Genomic DNA, 18912 nt, shown 5'->3' with positions numbered 1-18912 from the left:
GCAGTGGGTATCAAGCCCAGTGAAATCAGCTATTCGATGGTCCAAGCAAGACGCGACCGGCGCCGGTTCCCCGCCGGTCGGGCGATGCCGCCTCGGCGATGTAGCGGAAAAGCTCGGCAAGTTGCTCCTGGGCTTCCGGGCTGAAGACGACGCGATGGTTCATCGCACCTTGGCGTGTTCGGCGGCCAGGCGGGCTCGCACCTGGTCAGCGGTGACGGCGCGGGATGGATCAGCCTTCAAGGCGTCGTAGGCGGGGCCGACCTGGTCCCGCAGCCAGCTTTCCACGGCGCGGTCCCGCGCCATCAGCGCCCGCAGCCCGTCCCGGATCACTTCGCTTTCGCTGGCGTACTCGCCCGTGCGTACCTTGGCCTTCACCACGTCCGCCATGTCGTTGGGCAGGGTAATGCTCATCTGCTGAGTGGTTCGCATGACCGGCTCCTTGGTCTTGATGAGATTCAATCCTACTCTGGTGGTGGACACTCGTCAGCCTTCTCGAAACTCGCCGCCCGGCTTCGGCGGTCGTTCGTGTATGGCCGAACGCCACCGGCTCCGATGGCGCGAACCCGGCTGGTGGTGGTTGCAGTTGTTGCCCGCAGGCATGTCTTGCTCCTTGTCGGGTTGATGCGGCCGGCGCCCGGGGTTGTCTCCGGGCGCCGGCGGCGGGCGGGTTAGATCACCAGCACGCGCTGGTCGATGAGGTTGGTGAGGGCGTCGTTGAGGTTGCCGGCGGTCCAGGCGTTGGTGAGGGTGATGGTCTGGGTGGGGGAGCCGAAGTTGGCGCCGCCGTCGATGTCGATCTTGATCACGGCGTTGCTGCCGGCGTTGGTGAGCTGGATGAAGCCGGCGATGTTGTCGGCGGTGGCGCCCATGCCGAGCAGGATGCCGGAGAGGTCGAGCTTGTCGCCCTGGCTCTTGGTGAAGTCGGCCACCGTGTCGGCGCCGGATTCGCCGCTGGTGAAGCGGAAGATGTCGCCGCCCGCGCCGTAGAGTTCCACGGCGGTCGAGCCGTCGGTGCCGGTCCAGTGGCGGTCGTAGGCGGTGCCGTCGGAGAGCCAGTAGCCGTATTCGACGTTGCCGGTGAAACCGCTGGTCTTGAGGACGTCGTTGCTGCCCAGCTTCGCATAGAGCGTGTCGGTTTCCGAAAGCTGGTTCACGTCGGCCGCCGCGACCGTGAGCGTCTGCGCGCTCGTCGCCAGCGACAGGTCGAGAATCTCGAAGCCCAGCAGCTTGTGATACCCGGCCGCGTTGACGCGCGCATCCGCCGTCGTATCGCCGGACAGGTCGCGCGAATTGCTGACGAAATCGGCCAGCACGATGTCGGATGGCCCGCTATACGCCGCGTCCAGCGCCAGCGTGTCGTTGCCAAGCCCGCCGTCGAGGCTGCGGAAATCAACCAAGCGCATGATTTCACCCCCTCGCCACGCCCCCTTGCAGCGTGAGCATGATGCACTACAATGCACTTACTATGTAACACATTCGGAATCATGCCATGAGCGAAACAACGTTCACCTTCCGGGTCGATGACGACCTGAAAGAGCAATTCACAGCGGCAGCAAAGGGGCGCGATCGCAGCGGTGCGCAACTCCTGCGCGATTTCATGCGCGAGTTCGTGAAGCAGCAACAAGAGGCCGACGCTCACGATCCCTGGTTTCGCCGTGAGGTACAAATCGGCATTGACGCAGCCAATGCCGGAGATGTGGTCTCGGCCGAAGAGGTAGAAGCCGAAGCGGCGGCCTGGCGGTCGGAGACGCGGCGAAAGATGGCCGGCGCTAATTCGTGAAGCTGGTTTGGACCCGGCCGGCACAGGAAGATCGAAAGGCCATCCGCAAATACATCGCAGTTGATAATCCGAGTGCAGCGCTCGATCTCGATGAACTCCTGTCAGCAAGCGCTGCACGCCTGATCGATCATCCTGGCCTTGGCCGGCCTGGCCGCGTTCAAGGCACGCGCGAGCTTGTCGCGCATCGCAACTACATCCTCATTTACGATGTCAGCGGCGACTTGGTGCGCGTGCTTCGTGTCTTGCATGCGGCCCGTATGTGGCCGCCGACCAGATCAGCGCACTGAGGTCGTACGCAGACATGCCAGGCGTTATTGAGGCTGGGGGCACTCCAGGCGCCGGGTCAGGCAACCTCGGCCCGGAGGCTGAACCGGTCTTGATCGTGAGTGCTGTCATTTGCAGTCCTGTGAGGTAGTCCGGTTCCGTTCAAGGCGCTGCAGGCGGGGGCGTTGAGAGTTACTGCACGGACAACTGAACGTGCTTGCCTGCCCTGGCCAGCATGTCCACCAGCGCATCGATGGTGAACTTGACCGCTTTCTTGTTGATTACGTCCGAAATTCGCGGACGTGTTACGCCGAGAATCTCCGCGGCCTCGGCTTGCTTGAGTTTTCTTGCCTCGATCCATCCTGCCAGTTCGGCCATCAAGGATTCCTTGATGGCGAGCTTTTCCGAGATGATCCGTTCCGATTCGGCCTTCAGCGCTGCGGCTTCTTCCGGCGCGAACCCCAGATCGGCGAACACGTTGCCGCCTGCGGGGGTAATGTGCATGGATCTGGTTTCAATGCTCACTTCTTGCTCCTTTCCTGGACAACGGCCTTGTAGCGAGCGGCCGTAATGTCCTTGTCGCGTTTGCTGGTCGAACTCGTCTTCTTCTTGAAGCAGTGCAGCACATAGATCGCTTCCGGAAACTTGGCGATGTACATCACGCGGAACCACCCGTCATCGAGATTGACGCGGATTTCCCTGGTTCCGGCACCAACCACGTCGAATGGCTTCCAGTCGTCGGGTTCGAGTCCTGCCTGGACCCGACTGAGCTGGTGCCCTGCCTCCTTGCGAGCATTGGGCGTGAAAATGTCGTCATCCTTGATGTCTCTCAGTGAAGACCCTCGCCAGTCGATCGGTTTCTCGCTCATCCGCTTATCTGGCCTGACTGTATAAAATTTTATACGTTACACAAGAACCCCTGTCAATCGCATTCCGGTGACTCCTCTTGTTCCTGCATCTCATCGACGAAGGCATCCGGCTCCGCTGGAAGAGAGGCGCCGCGCGGGTCGTCATCTTGCGGCTGCGAATCCGGCAACCTCACCGGCCGGCGCCCGGGTTTGTCTCCGGGCGCCGGCGGCGGGCGGGTTAGATCACCAGCACGCGCTGGTCGATGAGGTTGGTGAGGGCGTCGTTGAGGTTGCCGGCGCTCCAGGCGTTGGTGAGGGTGATGGTCTGGGTGGGGGAGCCGAAGTTGGCGCCGCCGTCGATGTCGATCTTGATCACGGCGTTGCTGCCGGCGTTGCTGAGCTGGACGAAGCCGGCGATGTTGTCGGCGGTGGCGCCCATGCCGAGCAGGATGCCGGAGAGGTCGAGCTTGTCGCCCTGGCTCTTGGTGAAGTCGGTCACCGTGTCGGCGCCGGATTCGCCGCTGATGAAGCGGAAGATGTCGGCGCCCAGGCCGCCGGTCAGGGTGTCGTCGCCGCCGCCGCCCACGATCAGGTCCGAGCCGGCGCCGCCCGCGATGGTGTCGGCGCCGCCGTTGCCGTAGAGCGCCTCGTCGGCGCTGCCGCCGGTGAGGGTGTTGGCGCCGTTGTCGCCGATGAGCAGGGTCTTGTAGCGCAACTGCTCGCCGGCGGCGTCGGTCAGGCCGGTGCCGGTGTAGGTGAGCGTGACCACGCCGGTGGGCGCGGAGGTGGCGACGACCGCGAGGGTGGTGGCGTTGGTCAGGGTTGCCGACGTGGCCGGGCCGCCGCTGGAGAGGGTGAAGTCTCCCGCTACCACCGAGCCCGTCACCGCCTGGTCGAAGGTGAGGGTGAAGGTGGTGCCGCTGTAGCTGGCGGCGGCGACGGCGGGCGGGAGGTCGCCGCCGTGGGCGTAGAGGTCGACCGTGGTCGAGCCGTCGGTGCCGGTCCAGTGGCGGTCGTAGGCGACGCTGCCGGAGAGCCAGTAGCCGTATTCGACGTTGCCGGTGAAGCCGCTGGTCTTGAGGACGTCGTTGGTGCCCAGCTTCACATAGAGCGTGTCGGTTTCCGAAAGCTGGTTCACGTCGGCCGCCGCGACCGTGAGCGTCTGCGCGCCCGTCGCCAGCGACAGGTCGATGAACTCGAAGCCCAGCAGCTTGTGATACCCGGCCGCGTTGACGCGCGCATCGGCCGTCGTATCGCCGGACAGGCCGCGCGAGTTGCTGACGAAATCGGCCAGCACGATGTCGGATGGCCCGCTATATGCCGCGTCCAGCGCCAGCGTGTCGTTGCCCAGCCCGCCGTCGAGGCTGCGGAAATGCAAATCCTTCACCCGCACGGTGTCGTCGCCCGCGCCCGCATTCACATAGTCGGTGCCCGCCGTGACGATCGTGTCGTTGCCAGTGCCGAGCGAAGACTTGTTCAGTTCGAGGCCGTCGTCGATCATGACTCCGGCATTGTTGAGCGCGGACAGCGACAGGTCGTAGGTCGCGCCCTGTCCCGTCGCCTCAGCCCATGCGCCACCGCTGTGAACCTTGGCGACCTGATATGTGGTGACCTCCTGCGTATAGGCCGCGCTCAACACGCCGCCGATCGAGATCACGTCGCCGAGGAGGCCGGTCTGGAGCGAGGTTGGGCCGCCGAGGGTGCTATTGACCCGGCCGCCGACGACGAATGCCGTTCTAGCGTAATCCCAAGCGGCGCTCGATCCCGCTGGCCGCGTTGCAAAGTTATAAGTGGTTGACGCCGTGCTTCCGTCAAGGGTTGCGCTTCCGAGGTGGCCTGCGACAGCCGCCGAGGCCACGCCCCACGCACCGACGGCCAGTGCACGGGCGATGACGGTAATGCCGCCATAACCTGGTTCCTGGATGGCGAAATCGAGAGCCGTCGCAGAATTCTTGGTGATGCCCATTGCGAATATGGAGGTCGAGTCCGAGTTGGTGCCCAGACCCTTGTAGACGCCGTGGGACAGCGGCACGCCGACAACGGAGCCAACACTGCCGGACGGTTCTATCGTGAACATGAACGACGCGAAATCGGAGAAGCCGGTATTGGTCGATCGCGTGGCGTTGTCGAAGTCGGTATTGTTGACCAGCAGGGTATCGTTCAAATAGACGGCCAGGTTTCCGGTTGCGTCCAAGGCCACTGTGGCCGGCGTTTCTCCAAGGCCGTTGCCGGTGCCTTGAATTGTCGTCAGCGCGAAGCCCCCCTTCTTCGCCTCCCATGAGGTGATGGTGCTTCCCACGGCCTGATTGGCCAATGAGTTGGCATCGAACCAGATGACGTCGTAGCCGGTTTGTTCGGACCAGTGCTGGCCGTCCGCCGCGACATAGACCGGCTTGGCGACGGTGTTTTCGACGATGGTGCCGGAGCCGCGCTGGACGGTGGCGGAGAGCTGGCGCTCGCCGTCGGCGCCCCAGCCGTTGGCGGCGACGTCGATGGAAACGGACGTCTGGCCGTTGGTGGCGACGGTGGCGGTACCGATCTGCACGCCGTCCATGTAGAGCTTGACGACATCGCCAGCCTTGGTCTGGCTGAGGTTGACCGTGACGGGCTGGGCCGAGCCGATTTCGCTGGCGTTGATCACGTCGTCGCCCGCGACCGTGCCGATGCTGGGCACGCCGGGCGTGTTGAACACGTCCAGCGGCACCGTGCCGGTGATGTCGCCGGTGTTGCCGGCCACGTCGGCCACGCCAGTGAAGGTCACGCTGTCGCCGCCGCTGATGGTGGGCGCGGTGCCGAGCGTGACCTGCCAGATCTTGCTGGCGCCGTTGACACCGCCCACGGCCGCGACCGTGGCGCCAGTTCCGAAGCTCGCCGGCAGGCTGCCAGCCGTGAGCGCAATGCTTTCGTTGAACTCGATGTGCACCACGTCGCCCGGGTCGGCCGACCCGACCGTGCCGGCATCGGTGGAGGCGAACAGCTTCGCAAACCCGGAAGCGACCACGGTGTCCACGCTGACCGGCTTGGGCGCGCTGGTCGGGCTGAGGTTGCCGGATGCGTCCTGAATCCTGGCGGTGAAGATATGCGTGCCGTCTGCGCCCCAATCGCCAGTTCCCGTCATCGAGACCGTAGTGCTTGTCGAACTCGTGGTCATGGCGACCGACTTCACCTCGACGCCATCGCGATAGATGATGAGCGTGCTGCCTGCCGCTGCTGCGGCTGCGGTGTGGGTGAACACGATGTCCGTGGACGCGGCCTGCTCGGTCGCATTGACCCGGTTGTCGCCCGCCACGGTGATCGGCGGCACAGGCGCGGCCGGCGCAACGATGTCCGTCATGGTGAACACGACGTTGCCGGCTGCTTCCGAGTTGCCAGAGTCCACGACGTCGAAGAACTCGAAGGTGAGGGTGGTGCCCGTCGTATAGGTGTAGCCCGTGCCGCCGTTGACCAGGAAGCTGGAGGCATAGGTGACCCCGCCGATGGTGACGGGGTTCAGGGCCTCCATGCTGGCTCCGGTTCCGAACACCGCGCCGCCGGAGAGGGTAATAGCACCAAGACCGATCATGCCGGTCTTGATCTGCTCGGAGAAGTTCAGGATGAACTGGTCGCCCTTGACGCCGTTGCCGTCGGCATCGAGCGTGACGATGGGGTTGGTGGCGGCCGCCGCCGGTACGGCCGCGTTGACCGCGACGGTGGCGACAGCGGGCGTTTCGGTGATGTTGCCGACCGTATCCGTGGCGTTGAAGGTGAAGGTGCGCACGCCGTCGATGTCGGTGGTCTCGCTGTTGAGATATTTGAGCGAGCGCACCAGGGTCTGGGCCTGCGTCTGCGTGGCGGCACCGCCGCCGTTGAGGACGAAGGTGAAGACGCCGTTCGCGTAGGACCACACCCACGTGTTGGTGCCGTCGCTGACCGTGCCCGGCGACGAGGTGCCGTTGGCGTTGAGCTGGGTGGAGCCCACGACCAGTTTTTCGTTGGTGCCGTTAACGATGCCAGAGACGGCGATGGTGAGGTTGGCCACGCCGGTGGTCTCGACGAACGTGGCGGTATTGGCTGCGCTTTGGAGCACGACCCCGGCATTGGCCTGGACCTGGGTGGCACTGATGGCCGCGTCTAGCCCCGCGCCGCCGCCGTTGAGGTCGATGACGGGCGGGGTGACGTCGGCGGAGAAGGTGGCGACGGCGGCGGCGGAATTGTTGCCGGCGGCATCGGTGAGCACGAAGCTCATGGTGCGGGTGCCCGATGGGAGGACCGAGTAGGCGTAGGTGGCGTTGCGCATGAGGGCCTGGGCGAGCGCGGCGAGGCTGCCGCCGGGGGTGGCCGAGGTGAGGGTGAGGACGCCGCCGGCGGTCATGACGTAGTCCCAGTTCTCGCCATTGACGGAGACGACGCCGGTGTCGGCGACGGCCAGGCCGATGGCGGTGCCGCCAATGGTGAGGGTCTCGCCGGTGCCGCCGGCCGAGACGGCGCCGGTGTTGGCGGTGACGGTGATCTTGGCGATCTTGCCGGAGCCGCTTTCGGTGATGGTGGCGCTCTGGCCGGCGGTGGCGTTGTCGATGCTGAACGGGGTGCTGGGGGCGTTGGCGTTGACGATGTAGCCGGTGCCGGCGTGGGCGCCGGAGAGGTCGAGCGTGGGCACGGCGCGGTCGAGCAGGAAGCTGGTGGTGCCGGCCGGGCTGGGGTTGCCGGCGGGGTCGGTGGCGACGGCGGAGACGGTGATGGTGCCGTCGCCCAGGGTGGTGAGGTTGCCCGAGGTGAGCGTGACCGCCTGCGCCGCGCCGGTAGCGGTGAGGGTTTTTACGACCGAGGCGGCGCCGTTGGTGAAGGTGACGACGATGCTCGCGCCCGACTCCGCGCTCACCGTCACCACGCCGGAGGCTTGTGTTGCCTCCGCAAGCAAGCTACACCCCACGGAACGGATTCCGCGACACCCCTTTTGCACACTTGTGGCATGGGCAAGTACTGTCTCGACAGCCAGACGACAGGCGTGCCGGGAACCAAGCGGAAAGTTATGAACTCTTGTACATTTCGAACGAAGATAAAGACTTTAGAACATCCCAAATGTCTCGAACTCACCGAGAGCGCGCCTTGGAGGTCGCACGTGAGCGGGGAATCGCGCGTGGCCGCGATTTCGACGCCGCTGGCGTGCCCCGCGTCTATCTGCAAAGGCTGCGCGACGAAGGCGTGCTGCAGCAGGTCGGCCGTGGCCTCTACAAGTTGGCGGGCGCAGAGGTTGCCACTGCCACCAGCCTGGCCGAGGCCACACGCCTGCAACCGAAAGGCGTGGTCGGCCTGCTATCGGCGCTGCAGTTCCACAACCTCACGACTCAGAATCCCCACGCCGTGTGGATGCTGCTCGGACCGAGAGACTGGGCGCCGACCAATCCCTCTGTCGCGCTAAGAATCGTTCGTGCCAGCGGGGATGCGCAGACAGCCGGTATCGAGACCCATGTGATCGACGGCGTGCCGGTACGGATCACCTCACCGGAGAAAACCGTCGCCGACTGCTTCAAGTACCGCAACAAGATTGGTCTCGATGTGGCGATCGAGGCATTGCGGGATCTCATGAAATCGCGGACAAGCCGCAGCAATCTGGACGAACTATGGCGTTACGCCGAGATCGACCGTGTCCAGCGCGTCATACGTCCCTACATCGAGGCCATTATCGGATGAAGGCCCCGAAAAACATGGGCGTTTCTGTCCGTGACCGCCTGGCTCAGCGTGCCCGCGAGCGAAGGGAGAACACACAACGCCTGATGACGCGATACGTCATCGAGCGCGTCCTCTACCGCCTGAGCGTCTCACCGCATCGGGACCGGTTTGTCTTGAAGGGCGCGATGCTGTTCAGTCTCTGGGCAGATGTACCCTATCGCGCGACCAGTGATCTCGATCTCCTTGGCTTCGGCGAGAACGCGCCCGACGCCATCGCGGCCGTTTTCTCCGAGATACTCGCCATCCCCCTCGAAGATGATGGGATTGTCTTCAGGCCCGAGACCTTGCGCGCCGCTGCTGCCCGCGCGGAGGACGAGTATGCCGGTGTTCGCCTTGACTTCGTCGCGGAACTCGCCGGTGCGCGCCTGCCGATGCATATCGATATCGGTTATGGCGATGCGATCACGCCGGAACCGGTCCAGAAATACAGGCCCGCATCGCGGAATTCGTTCTGCCACCCGCGCGCGCATCGTCCCAAGCCATGTCATTCAACGCCCGCTGGGTGCCTGGCGGCCCCTGGGCCCACGAGTGAGGTCGAGCCCAGCGTGCCATGGGGCAGCCCCACGGAACGGACGCCGCGTCATGCGCGGGGGAATTCCTAAGTCGAGATGGTCCCCAACAAACCGCCATCGTTTATGTGCGACACGAGATCGCCATAGCGGGCTGCAGATTTCTTGTACGCCGTCGTGAAGGCATTGGCCAGGAAACGGTGCTGGTTTCGTTCGTAGAATGCCAGGAGCCCGAATGTGTAGTCCCGGCCCCGGATATCCGAGAATGAAAATGGTGCCAGGGCGTTTTTCACCAGAGGGATATTCATGGCGATCCGCGAAGTTCGCTTGTTGCCATCCTGGAACGGCTGGATGTACGGGATGAAAACCATGGCGAAGAACGCCTGTTCGTACGGGTTGGCGATCACGTTCGCTTTTTCGCAGAACGCCTCGAAAATTTCGTTGAGCTGATGCGGGTTGTCCGGCGGCAGGTATTTGCTGTCGTCGAATCTCACCACGACCGAGCGCAAAGCCCCGATGGCAGACGCGTCACCGAGCAGACCCTCGATGAGCAGAGCATGGATGTCCAGCAGGTCTCGCTTTGCAAGGGAAAGCGCGGGGCCGTGGTCTTTCAGGAACGTGATGGCTTTCTTGTGGTTGAGCACGATTTGCATCTGCTGCTCGGTCAAACCTTCGGGCCGCTCCCCGAACTCGATCAGGGTCTTCGTGTCGAGCCACGAAATATTGACGTTTTCCAGATTGGACGAGGCGTGCGTCAGGTCTATCAGCAGAGAGGCAAGCACGCGTTCGTAAAGTTTACCTTTCTCTCTTGCCTGCGCGATCCCTTCCACCTTCCCGGCTTTTTCAAGTTCCAGAAGCTGGGCGTCGGTCAGCAGGAAGGTTGAATTGGGTTTGTAATCGCCAAGCAGCTTGGGGTTGTAGCGTACCGGCTCCCGGTGGTGCGGGGCTCGGGACAAATCCCATCGCAGGTAAGCGTCGGAATCCTTGTCGAGCCGATATACCTTGCCTTCTGCCTGGAGCAATCCGGCCTGAACCAGCTTTTTGATGTCCCGGAAGATCGTGGTTCTGTCGAGCCCGAAATCCGTGAAATCGCCTACCGACCTGGTTTGGTCCGGGCTTTCGAGAAATACGTCGATGATCTTTTGCTGACGTTCAGTGAGTGACATGACCATTCTCCGGGGATGTTGCAAATGATGTTGCGGTCCTGCAACTGAAAATGCAACATCAAGCTGACGCAAGTTGCAGAGGACGTTGTCCCCATGCAACTTGCCGTGCAACATCCGCAGGCTGTTTGGCCCCGACTGCGACCGCGTGCGCCTGATCCCGGCACGCGCGGCCACCCGTAACGAGCACCGGCAGTATGAGAACGGACCCCGACAGGTGAGTGGGGTTTCTTGTTTCTTTGGGACGAGATGCCGCCCGGCCAAGGGAGAGGACACGCTATCATCAAGCCGAATCTTGTTCTTGTCGTGGAGAGCGGCATGAAACCATCCGTAGCCCTTGCCTCTCACCGGGAAGCCATCCGACGGGTGGTGGAGTCCCATCGTGCCTGCAATGCCCGCGTTTTTGGTTCCGTCCTGCATGGCGAGGACACCGAGGACAGCGACCTCGACATCCTCATCGATCCGACACCGGAAACCACCCTCTTCGACATCGGGGCCATCCGGCATGAGTTGCTGCAACTGCTCGGAGTACCGGTGGACGTGCTGACCCCGAAAGCCCTGCCGGAGAAGTTTCGGGACGCTGTCCTGGCCGAGGCGAAACCGGTATGAGCCGCGACAAGCAACGCTTGGTCGACTACCTTTCGCACATCGTCGAGGCCATCGGACGCATCGACCGCTATACCGCGGATCTGAACGAGATTGCATTCCTGCAGAATGAGATGGTCCAGGATGCCGTGATCCGCAACTTCGAGATTATCGGTGAGGCCAGCCATAACATCGAAACGCACTATCCCGAGTTCGCGACAGCCCACCCCGAATTGCCCTTGGCCTTCGCCTACCAGATGCGAAACGCCATAGCACACGGCTATTTCAAGGTGGACTTGGAAATCGTCTGGAAGACGATCCACAGCGACCTGCCAGGATTGAGCCGGCAGGCGAAGGCGGCGGCTGAAGTACTGCCGTCCGGCAGCGATGACGGACCGTAGGGTTCGGTGATCAGCCCTTGCATGCGCTCGGCACCATTCTTGGTGAAGCGCGTATCGGGGCAATAGCCGGGTTCAACCAGTTTTACGTGCACCCCGAAATGGGCCAGTTCGAGCGTCAGCGATCCGGTAAAGCCTTCGATCGCCGTCTTGCCATGCGCGGCTGAGCAGCAGCCAACGGCCCCCGCTCATCCCCCGCCCACCCGACGCAACAGCCTATCGAGCTGGTTTGCGAATGCTTGCCGGTCCGCGGCGGTGAACGCGGGCGGCCCGCCGGTTTCCACGCCGGTGCCGCGCAGGGTGTCCATGAAGTCGCGCATGGCGAGCGCTTCGCGGATGTTCTCTGTTCCGTAGAGTTCGCCCCTGGGCGATAGCGCGTGGGCGTGGCTTGCGACGACCTGGGCGGCGAGCGGGATGTCCGCGGTGATGACCAGGTGTCCGGCCTGCAGGTGGGCGACGATGTATTTGTCGGCCTCGTCGAAGCCTCCGGGAACCTGGATCATCCGGATCAGCGGAGAGGCCGGCACGCGGAGGTACTGGTTGGCAACCAGCGTCAGCGGGCGTTTGGTGCGTTCCGCGGCGCGGAACAGGATGTCCTTGACGACGCCGGGGCAGGCGTCGGCGTCGACCCAGATGTGCATGCGCGTGTCTTCCTGCAGGCTGAATCCCTTCCCGGTTCGGGCGGGCGGTCATTGTGCGACGGGATGGCGGCCGGCGCCATATCTGGTTTTTTTCCTGCATGGCAGGCCGCGATGCGAGCGCGCCATCCTCGATGCCGGCCATCGGGGCGCCTGGATGAACAGGCCGTCCCGGCGGCATTCAGCCACGATTCAGGCGGCAAGGCCCACATTTCCTGACCGCGCACCGTTTCCGCATGCCGGAGCGGCCCGGTACACTGTCGCCGATCAGATCCGGACCCTCCACGCGAATATCCCGATGAGCACCCTCACTCCCCGCCAGGCCCTGCTGCTCTCGCTGCTCGCCGCGCTGACGACGATCGCAATGAAGACCGGCGCATGGTGGCTCACCGGCTCCATCGGCTACCTGTCCGATGCGCTCGAATCCCTGGTCAATCTCGCCGGCGCGGGCTTTGCGCTGTGGATGGTGTCGTACGCCGAGCAGCCCGCCGACGAAGAGCATCAATACGGCCACGGCAAGGCGGAGTACTTTTCCGCCGCCTTCGAAGGCGGGCTCATCTTCGTCGCCTCGCTGGTCATCCTCTTCACGGCCGGCGAGCGCCTGCTGAATCCGCGGCCGATCGGCGACCTGGGCCTCGGCACGACCTTGTCCATCGCCGCCAGCCTGATCAACTTCTACGTCGCCCGGCTGCTGCTGCAGGTCGGCCGCGCGCACCGCTCGCTCGCCCTGGAAGCCGACGCGCGCCATCTGATGACCGACGTATGGACCACCGCGGGCGTGGTCGCCGGCGTCGGGCTTGCCAGCGCGACCGGCTGGATCTGGCTCGACCCGCTCGTCGCCGGGGCGGTCGCCCTCAACATCCTGCGCGAAGGCTGGGAACTGATGCGCCGTTCGGTCGATGGCCTGATGGACCGTGCGCTGGCGGACGAAGACGTCGCCGCGATCGAATCCATCCTGCGCACCGGCCTGCCGCAAGGCTGCAGCCACGTCAACCTCAAGACCCGCATGGCCGGCACCCTGCGCTTTGCCCACGTGGAACTGCGCGTTCCCGGCAACTGGACCGTCACAGACGCCCACGCCCTGGCCGATGCGCTCGAACACGCCGTCGAGCAGCAGACCGGCACGCAGCTCAAGACCCATATCGAGCCGCTTCCGGGCTGAGGCCATCCGCTTGCCGGGCGCCTTCGGCCGGCGCCATCCCATAGTCGCGATCTTCGTCATCGGCATCCTGGCGCACGGCGGACAGTTGCTTCAGCAACTCCGGCAGTGCCGCCCGGACTTGCCATTCGGTAACCTATAAGTTACCTTCGTACCATGAAGATCAGGCTCGAAGAGTACATCCGGGAAGACGGAACGAATCCATATCAAGCATGGTTCAACGGGCTGGATGCGCAAGCGGCGGCCAAGGTGACGGTCGCCAAGGCCCGTCTTGAATTGGGTAATACCTCGAACGTCAAATGGTTTCGAGGGATTGGCGAATATGTCATCGATTGGGGGCCAGGCTATCGCGTCTATCTGGCCCAGGATGGCGAAAGACTGCTCATCCTGCTTGGCGGCAGCACGAAGAAGGAGCAACAGCGGGCGATCGACCAGGCGGTATTGTTGCACGACGAATACAAGGCGAGGAAGAAAGTCCTCGCCGCAATCAGGAAGGGGAAAAGGTCATGACGTTAACCCGTGACTTCAAGCAAACCATTGTCGCGCGTGTCGAGCGCGACCCGGATTTTGCGAAGGCGCTTCTCGATGAGGCTGCGACGCTGTTCCTCAGCGGCGAACCGGATGCGGCCCGCCTCATCCTCCGCGACCTGGTGAACGCGACAGTCGGCTTCGAGAGCCTGGCCGAATTGACGCACAAGCCCAGCAAGAGCCTGCATCGCATGCTCTCCCCGAAGGGCAATCCCAGCATGGACAACCTGGCGGCCATCTTCAATGCAATCAGGGATTGGCTCAAAGTAACGTTCGATGTGCGGGTCGTCGAGGCCACATAGGCCATGGGCGACTTCGCGAATCTCGGGCTCGACAGAACCACGGTCGTCCGGGACATCGAGAAGCTGGTTCGGGCCGGATTGTTCCGGGCAGGAGGTAAGGTATATCGGCTCAAGTGGAAGGGATTGCGGAGGCAGAGGAAAAGGGCAAGCTGTAGAATAAAAAACAGTGTGAATAGCAAGAAGGCCACAGAAACGTGAACGTCCCGCAAAATGTGGTATCTGGAGAGCCCGATGCAGAGAAGCCGCAACGCGACTTCCATCTCGCCGAATTTAATTCACTGCGGACTGAAGTTGTAGGCATCGTGGGAAGGTTGGATGCGCTCACGCTTTGGGTACCCACGGTGGCAGGGGCCATATTGGCCTGGGTGCTCTCCCATGGATTCGGGCTGCAAGCGAATGGCAATCCGTGCATCAAGCTGCCGGCGGTGATCGTAATGGTGGGGGCGTTCATTCCCCTATTCTTGGCGATATTCGCCACTCTCGCGTCTTGGCTGTGGTATCGGCGAATTCAGGATTTCGGGGCATACCTGTGGCACTTGGAGCAGAGGCTGGGGTGGAAGGGGTATGGCTGGGAGTCGCACCCCAAAACCGGCCTGATCCGCCCCTCTGGGAGGCCAGCCCAGGAAGATTCGCATCGATCCATGTTGGCAGGTGCTGCCACTTACTGGAGCGCGCTGCTGCTGGGCCTGTTCGTGTCGGCGACGACCGTTGCGGTGATTGCGGGCATGGCGACGAGTTCCGCTTGTCCCGGATAGTGAATTGAAAACAAAGCGGGAAGCCGTTGAGCTTGGGCTGAGCGGGTAAACATCAAGTGGAACGACTGGTGGGGGCTTTGCATCCGGTGGCGGCTTTCATCGGAATTCGCAAGAATCAGCGCCCGACGCCAGGGTCGAAGAAAACTTTACCGGGCCTCCGCTTCTTGTAGTTGGTGATGCGCAAGCCGGGCCGCACGTCATCGCGCCGGGTCCCGCGAAGGGGCTTCGGATACCCGCATTTCGATGTGCAGGCCGGCGGCCGTCGCCATGTTCACCAGCGCATCCAGGCCAAACAGGTTGATCTTGCCGCGCATCAGGTCGGAGACGCGCGGTTGGGTCACGCCCAGGAGCTTGGCTGCTTGTGCCCGGCTCAATTCGGTGCGGGTGAGATGGCTCTTCAGCGCTGTCATCAGGACGGAGCGCAGCTTCATGTTTTCCGCTTCTTCCGGGGTGTCTTCGATGGCATCCCAGACGCTGGCAAATCGTTGGTTGCTCATTGCCCTATCCGGTCATGGCTTCACCGATGAGGTGTCACCGGCCTTCGTCGTCAGCATCCCGGCGCATGGCAGGGAGTTGCGCGCGGAGACTCATACAGGCCGGGCCTCCGCGAGCACCTTGGCCCGGAACTTCGGCGGCAGGTCGGCGGGGGTGAGCAGGTCGACGTGGACGCCGAGCAGCGTTTCCAGTTCGTCTTGCAGGCCGCCCAGGTCGAACAGCGTGGCGCCGGGCAGCGCATCGACCAGCAGATCAAGATCGCTGCCGTCCTCGTCGGTGCCATGCAGCACCGAACCGAAGACGCGCGGGTTTGCAGCACGGAAGCGGCCTGCCGCCTCGCGCACTGCGCTTCGCTTCATGTTGAGCACTACGGACGGTCGCATGGGCATCCTTTCCTATCGAAACGCATTGACCCTTCCGGCCCGGTCTTGTTCAAGGCGCTGTATGCGGGGTTGGTTGCACCTTTGCATCAGTGCGTCGAATTCTATACATCGCTCAGGAGGCGTTGCTAGCCGTATCTCGTCGATTCCATGAGTGCCCTCACGCTACAAACCGGCTAACGCAGCCGGCGTCCGGGTTTGTCTCCGGGCGCCGGCGGCGGGCGGGTTAGATCACCAGCACGCGCTGGTCGATGAGGTTGGTGAGGGCGTCGTTGAGGTTGCCGGCGGTCCAGGCGTTGGTGAGGGTGATGGTCTGGGTGGGGGAGCCGAAGTTGGCGCCGCCGTCGATGTCGATCTTGATCACGGCGTTGCTGCCGGCATTGGCGAGCTGGACGAAGCCGGCGATGTTGTCGGCGGTGGCGCCCATGCCGAGCAGGATGCCGGAGAGGTCGAGCTTGTCGCCCTGGCTCTTGGTGAAGTCGGTCACCGTGTCGGCGCCGGATTCGCCGCTGATGAAGCGGAAGATGTCCAGGGTGATATCGAAGTTCGTGGCCGTGCCCAGCTTGACCCAGATGCTGAAGGTGTAGGTCTGCCCCTCGGTCAGACCGGTATAGCGGCCATAGAAGTCCGTGTCCGTCGTCGAGTCGGTCAGCGTCAGGGTGTCGGCGGTGGTGGTGCCGTCGGGCGCGACCGTCGTGTCGGCTGCCGCGGCGGCACCGGCATTGACCTTGGACCATCCAGAGACGACGTTGCTGCGGCTGCCGCTGCCCACGCCGCGTGCATTGCTGACGAAGTCGGCCAGCACGATGTTCGATGCGCCGGCGTAGTCCGCGTCCAGCACCAGCGTGTCGGTGCCCTGGCCGCCGTCGAGGGTGCGGAAGTGCAGGTCTTGCACCCGCACGACGTCGTCGCCGGCGCCGGCGTTCACGTAGTCGCTGCCTGCGGTCACGATGGTGTCGTTGGTGGCGGACGAAACCAGCCTGACGACTTGGTCCAGCAAGACGGTGGCCACCGCGCTGCCGGTGAGATCGTAAATGCCGGCCGTCGGCACCGTCACCAACGCGCCGCTGGACTGGTACTTCACGCCCAAGTAGGTCGAGACCTCCTGCTGATAGGCTTGCTGGAGCTGGCCGCCGATCGAGATTTGGTCGCCTACCAAGCCAATCATTGAATCGCGGTAGACGGCACCTCCCATGTTATTTTTTGCCGCGCCAATGCCGAAAACATTGAGCCAGTCGTTGTTCGCAGCGCTCCCGAGAGAAACTGACGAAGAGATTTCGCCGTTCAAGCCGCTGGAAGCGGTCGCAGAATTGACGCTACCTAGTTGGGAGAGCCATGTGTTCAGCGTCAATGCGTTCTCGATATTCGGAGTTGCATTATTAGGCATGCCCAGCGTGGCGGCTTTGGTCGCTCTAGCCGTAGCGAGGAAGACGCCTTGATTGACAACCTTGCCTGCGAACTGGTGGAAGATGCTTGTATTGGCGCGCTTGCCGACACCGCCATCCGGCGTATCCACGAGAAATTTGGACACTGAAAAATCAGTGAACCCCTCTGCCGCCGAACGAATCCATCCGTTGGAGATTGGCGCGAAAAGCCCCCATCGCCGCCAATCGACACGGCGCGGTGGCCCGACACCAGGTCATCGACCATGGTGATGGTCGCGTTGGCCGTCCGGCTGACGGTGAATGTGCCGAGGCTGGTGGCCACGGAGGTGGTCCAGGATTCGACCGTGGCGCCGGAAGCGTAAGAGAGCGCATCGGGATCGAACCAGACGACGTCGTAGCCGGTGGCCGCCGACCAGTGGGCCTGTTCTGCGGCGACATAGACGTGCCTGTCGAGCAGGCTGCTGACGACGGTACCCGAGGCGCCGCGCTGGGCGGTGGCGGAGAGGACGCGTTCGCCATCCGCACCCCAGGCGTTTGCGCCAACGCTGAGCGTGACGTAGCCGTTGGTGACGTCGGTGGCGTCGGCTGTCCTGGTGCCGATCTGCACGCCGTCCATGTAGAGCTTGACGATGTCGCCGGCGGCCAGCCGCTCGATGTTTACCGTAATGTTCTGCGCCGAACCGACCTCGCTGCTGTCCGTGCTGGCAAACAGGGAGACAAAGCCCGTACTCAAGCCCGTATCTACCACGACGCTCTTGGGCGAACCAAACAGGCTGAGGTTCCCGACGTCATCCTGGATCTTGGCGGTGAAGAGATGGGTGCCGTCGCCTCCCCATTCGGCACGGTCACCGCGTCCTGCGCGACGAGGGTGGCGCCGGTGCCCAGGGTGCCCACGTACCTGAACCACGCGGCCAGCGCCTGTTCGATCTCTTCCGCCGTCAGTTCGGGGTGTAGTGCTCCGACCGCGTCGGGGGTCGGAATGACGCCTTTGAGGATCAGCGCGTTGGCGCTCTGGAACACGGCGGAATGCTGCTTGTACATGGTGGCACCTCCAGACGATGTGGTCCGAGTGTGCGGTACTTCTCACCGGCGCACTTTTGCTGCAAGGGCTGATTTCTTTGTCAATTGGCCGGATTTACGCCCGGTGCTGCGAATTTGATGCAAACGATCAAAGATTTTGGATCTGCGATCAAAAGTCGCCTTCGACGAGCCTCGGTAGATTCCGCTCCGGATTTTTCTTCTTGGAACGGAACATGGATCTCTCGTCTGAAGACGCCCTTCCGGGGCGATTGGGCACAGCGTGTCTGTGCCGTGCGGCGGGCCTTCGCCGCTTCTGGCTCGGGCTTGCCGCGGCGGGCCTGGTCGGCGGAGCGCAGGCATCCGGCTTGCCGGAGCTGATCTCCGAAGCCGTCTCGAATCATCCCTCGGTCCGGGCCGGGATGACGCGCAGCGCGGCGGCGTCCGACCAGGTGGAAAGCGCGCGCTGGCAATACTATCCGACGCCCTCGGTGTCCGTTGACTACGCCGGGCACAACAGCGCAGCGACGGCCAGGAAGAAGCCCGTCGGCGTCTTCCGCCTCGAACAGACCCTGTGGGCCGGCGGCCGGCTGGAGAACGGCGTCGCCTACGCCGAGGCCCGTGCGCTGAGTACGCAGGTCGCCACCGACGAGACCCGCCAGCAGCTCGCGCTGGACGTGGTCCAGGGGTATGCGGAGTGGTTCGCCGCGGAGCTGAAGCTCAAGGCGACGGGCGCGAGCGTTGCCACGCACGGCATGTTTCTGGAGCAGATCAGCCGCCGGGTCGACGAGGGCCTGTCCCCGCTGAGCGATCGCACCCTGGCCCTGAGCCGGCTCGAGCAGGTCGACGCCGAACTGGCGGGCTACCAGGCGCAGGCCGTTGCGGCGCGCGTCCGCCTGAACAGCCTGCTCGGCCATCCGGTCGACGACAACCGCCTGCGAAGCCTGCGCACGGATCCCCTCGACGTGGCGCTCGATCCGCTTTGCATGAGCGAGGA

At 63.6% G+C, this 18912-nt stretch carries 24 protein-coding genes and 1 pseudogene; 12 read left to right on the top strand and 13 right to left on the bottom strand.

Features of this window, described 5'->3' with window-relative positions:
• Window positions 1-25: 25 nt before the first annotated feature.
• From CCZ27_RS24285 to CCZ27_RS09110, 3 genes are all read right to left on the bottom strand, one after another.
• Window positions 26-163: a hypothetical protein gene (locus CCZ27_RS24285; protein WP_232516616.1), complete on the bottom strand. Its 138-nt coding sequence runs from the start codon at window positions 161-163 to the stop codon at window positions 26-28.
• On the bottom strand, window positions 160-459 hold the full coding sequence (locus CCZ27_RS09115) for a ribbon-helix-helix domain-containing protein (protein WP_232516615.1): 300 nt from the start codon (window positions 457-459) through the stop codon (window positions 160-162). Before CCZ27_RS09115 ends, CCZ27_RS24285 begins: the two co-directional genes overlap by 4 nt.
• Before the next feature lie 209 nt (window positions 460-668).
• Window positions 669-1403, bottom strand: coding sequence for a type I secretion C-terminal target domain-containing protein (locus CCZ27_RS09110; protein WP_096447501.1), 735 nt, complete (start codon window positions 1401-1403; stop codon window positions 669-671).
• Between the two features lie 86 nt (window positions 1404-1489).
• Between CCZ27_RS09110 and CCZ27_RS09105 the strand changes: the two genes are divergently transcribed.
• Window positions 1490-1780: a CopG family ribbon-helix-helix protein gene (locus CCZ27_RS09105; RefSeq protein WP_096447499.1), complete on the top strand. Its 291-nt coding sequence runs from the start codon at window positions 1490-1492 to the stop codon at window positions 1778-1780.
• A complete protein-coding gene (locus tag CCZ27_RS09100; RefSeq protein ID WP_096447497.1) occupies window positions 1777-2067 on the top strand; it encodes a type II toxin-antitoxin system RelE/ParE family toxin in 291 nt (96 codons plus the stop codon). Before CCZ27_RS09105 ends, CCZ27_RS09100 begins: the two co-directional genes overlap by 4 nt.
• Before the next feature lie 169 nt (window positions 2068-2236).
• On the opposite strand, the gene CCZ27_RS09095 is transcribed toward CCZ27_RS09100, so the two are convergent.
• From CCZ27_RS09095 to CCZ27_RS09085, 3 genes are all read right to left on the bottom strand, one after another.
• A complete protein-coding gene (locus CCZ27_RS09095) occupies window positions 2237-2569 on the bottom strand; it encodes a helix-turn-helix domain-containing protein (protein ID WP_096447495.1) in 333 nt (110 codons plus the stop codon).
• On the bottom strand, window positions 2566-2913 hold the full coding sequence (locus CCZ27_RS09090) for a type II toxin-antitoxin system RelE/ParE family toxin (protein ID WP_096447493.1): 348 nt from the start codon (window positions 2911-2913) through the stop codon (window positions 2566-2568). The genes CCZ27_RS09095 and CCZ27_RS09090 overlap by 4 nt, the downstream gene beginning before the upstream one ends.
• A gap of 217 nt (window positions 2914-3130) precedes the next feature.
• Complete coding sequence (locus tag CCZ27_RS09085; RefSeq protein ID WP_157748516.1) at window positions 3131-7801, bottom strand: beta strand repeat-containing protein; 4671 nt, start codon at window positions 7799-7801, stop codon at window positions 3131-3133.
• A 176-nt stretch (window positions 7802-7977) separates the two neighbouring features.
• Between CCZ27_RS09085 and CCZ27_RS09080 the strand changes: the two genes are divergently transcribed.
• Both CCZ27_RS09080 and CCZ27_RS09075 read left to right on the top strand, forming a co-directional pair.
• The gene (locus CCZ27_RS09080; RefSeq protein WP_198363304.1) at window positions 7978-8562 is read left to right on the top strand and encodes a type IV toxin-antitoxin system AbiEi family antitoxin domain-containing protein; all 585 of its coding nucleotides are present in this window, start codon (window positions 7978-7980) and stop codon (window positions 8560-8562) included.
• Entirely contained in the window at window positions 8559-9203 is a 645-nt protein-coding gene (locus CCZ27_RS09075; protein ID WP_198363303.1) for a nucleotidyl transferase AbiEii/AbiGii toxin family protein, read from the top strand. The genes CCZ27_RS09080 and CCZ27_RS09075 overlap by 4 nt, the downstream gene beginning before the upstream one ends.
• Here the strand turns inward: CCZ27_RS09075 and CCZ27_RS09070 are convergent.
• On the bottom strand, window positions 9200-10276 hold the full coding sequence (locus CCZ27_RS09070) for a Fic family protein (RefSeq protein ID WP_157748515.1): 1077 nt from the start codon (window positions 10274-10276) through the stop codon (window positions 9200-9202). The two genes, CCZ27_RS09075 and CCZ27_RS09070, sit on opposite strands and share 4 nt — an antisense overlap.
• Window positions 10277-10591: 315 nt before the next feature.
• On the opposite strand from CCZ27_RS09070, the gene CCZ27_RS09065 reads away from it, so the two are divergent.
• The 3 genes from CCZ27_RS09065 to CCZ27_RS23960 are packed head-to-tail and all read left to right on the top strand — an operon-like array spanning window position 10592 to window position 11423.
• The gene (locus CCZ27_RS09065; RefSeq protein ID WP_096452361.1) at window positions 10592-10882 is read left to right on the top strand and encodes a nucleotidyltransferase family protein; all 291 of its coding nucleotides are present in this window, start codon (window positions 10592-10594) and stop codon (window positions 10880-10882) included.
• Entirely contained in the window at window positions 10879-11259 is a 381-nt protein-coding gene (locus CCZ27_RS09060; RefSeq protein WP_096447485.1) for a HepT-like ribonuclease domain-containing protein, read from the top strand. Before CCZ27_RS09065 ends, CCZ27_RS09060 begins: the two co-directional genes overlap by 4 nt.
• 17 nt (window positions 11260-11276) lie before the next feature.
• Window positions 11277-11423 (top strand): hypothetical protein, encoded by a 147-nt coding sequence (locus CCZ27_RS23960; protein ID WP_198363302.1) that lies wholly within the window; start codon window positions 11277-11279, stop codon window positions 11421-11423.
• Window positions 11424-11444: 21 nt separating this feature from the next.
• Here the strand turns inward: CCZ27_RS23960 and CCZ27_RS09050 are convergent, their stop codons facing one another.
• Window positions 11445-11897 carry a YaiI/YqxD family protein gene (locus CCZ27_RS09050; RefSeq protein WP_096447483.1) on the bottom strand — a complete coding sequence of 151 codons (453 nt, stop codon included), beginning with the start codon at window positions 11895-11897 and terminating at the stop codon, window positions 11445-11447.
• Window positions 11898-12192: 295 nt separating this feature from the next.
• Between CCZ27_RS09050 and CCZ27_RS09045 the strand changes: the two genes are divergently transcribed.
• From CCZ27_RS09045 to CCZ27_RS09030, 4 genes are all read left to right on the top strand, one after another.
• The gene (locus CCZ27_RS09045; RefSeq protein ID WP_096447481.1) at window positions 12193-13056 is read left to right on the top strand and encodes a cation diffusion facilitator family transporter; all 864 of its coding nucleotides are present in this window, start codon (window positions 12193-12195) and stop codon (window positions 13054-13056) included.
• 153 nt (window positions 13057-13209) lie between these two features.
• The gene (locus CCZ27_RS09040) at window positions 13210-13563 is read left to right on the top strand and encodes a type II toxin-antitoxin system RelE/ParE family toxin (RefSeq protein WP_096447479.1); all 354 of its coding nucleotides are present in this window, start codon (window positions 13210-13212) and stop codon (window positions 13561-13563) included.
• The gene (locus tag CCZ27_RS09035) at window positions 13560-13883 is read left to right on the top strand and encodes a helix-turn-helix domain-containing transcriptional regulator (protein WP_096447477.1); all 324 of its coding nucleotides are present in this window, start codon (window positions 13560-13562) and stop codon (window positions 13881-13883) included. The genes CCZ27_RS09040 and CCZ27_RS09035 overlap by 4 nt, the downstream gene beginning before the upstream one ends.
• Before the next feature lie 194 nt (window positions 13884-14077).
• Entirely contained in the window at window positions 14078-14638 is a 561-nt protein-coding gene (locus CCZ27_RS09030; protein ID WP_157748514.1) for a hypothetical protein, read from the top strand.
• A 197-nt stretch (window positions 14639-14835) separates the two neighbouring features.
• On the opposite strand, the gene CCZ27_RS09025 is transcribed toward CCZ27_RS09030, so the two are convergent.
• The 5 genes from CCZ27_RS09025 to CCZ27_RS09005 form a co-directional block, all read right to left on the bottom strand.
• Complete coding sequence (locus CCZ27_RS09025) at window positions 14836-15135, bottom strand: helix-turn-helix domain-containing protein (RefSeq protein WP_096447473.1); 300 nt, start codon at window positions 15133-15135, stop codon at window positions 14836-14838.
• A gap of 90 nt (window positions 15136-15225) precedes the next feature.
• A complete protein-coding gene (locus tag CCZ27_RS09020) occupies window positions 15226-15516 on the bottom strand; it encodes a nucleotidyltransferase family protein (protein ID WP_096447471.1) in 291 nt (96 codons plus the stop codon).
• A gap of 223 nt (window positions 15517-15739) precedes the next feature.
• Complete coding sequence (locus tag CCZ27_RS09015) at window positions 15740-16681, bottom strand: type I secretion C-terminal target domain-containing protein (protein WP_157748513.1); 942 nt, start codon at window positions 16679-16681, stop codon at window positions 15740-15742.
• A 179-nt stretch (window positions 16682-16860) separates the two neighbouring features.
• Entirely contained in the window at window positions 16861-17631 is a 771-nt protein-coding gene (locus CCZ27_RS09010) for a hypothetical protein (RefSeq protein ID WP_157748512.1), read from the bottom strand.
• 8 nt (window positions 17632-17639) lie between these two features.
• Window positions 17640-17939 (bottom strand): hypothetical protein, encoded by a 300-nt coding sequence (locus CCZ27_RS09005; protein ID WP_096447465.1) that lies wholly within the window; start codon window positions 17937-17939, stop codon window positions 17640-17642.
• A 17-nt stretch (window positions 17940-17956) separates the two neighbouring features.
• Here CCZ27_RS09005 and CCZ27_RS24725 point away from each other — a divergent pair.
• Window positions 17957-18820: pseudogene (locus tag CCZ27_RS24725) on the top strand (TolC family protein); the annotation flags it as partial.
• Between the last annotated feature and the right edge of the window lie 92 nt (window positions 18821-18912).

It is taken from the genome of Thauera sp. K11, from assembly GCF_002354895.1.
In the GTDB taxonomy this organism is placed as follows: Bacteria; Pseudomonadota; Gammaproteobacteria; order Burkholderiales; family Rhodocyclaceae; genus Thauera; species Thauera sinica.
The sequence above is the reverse complement of the archived record's forward strand: the minus strand, read 5'-3'. Positions and strand labels throughout refer to the sequence as shown.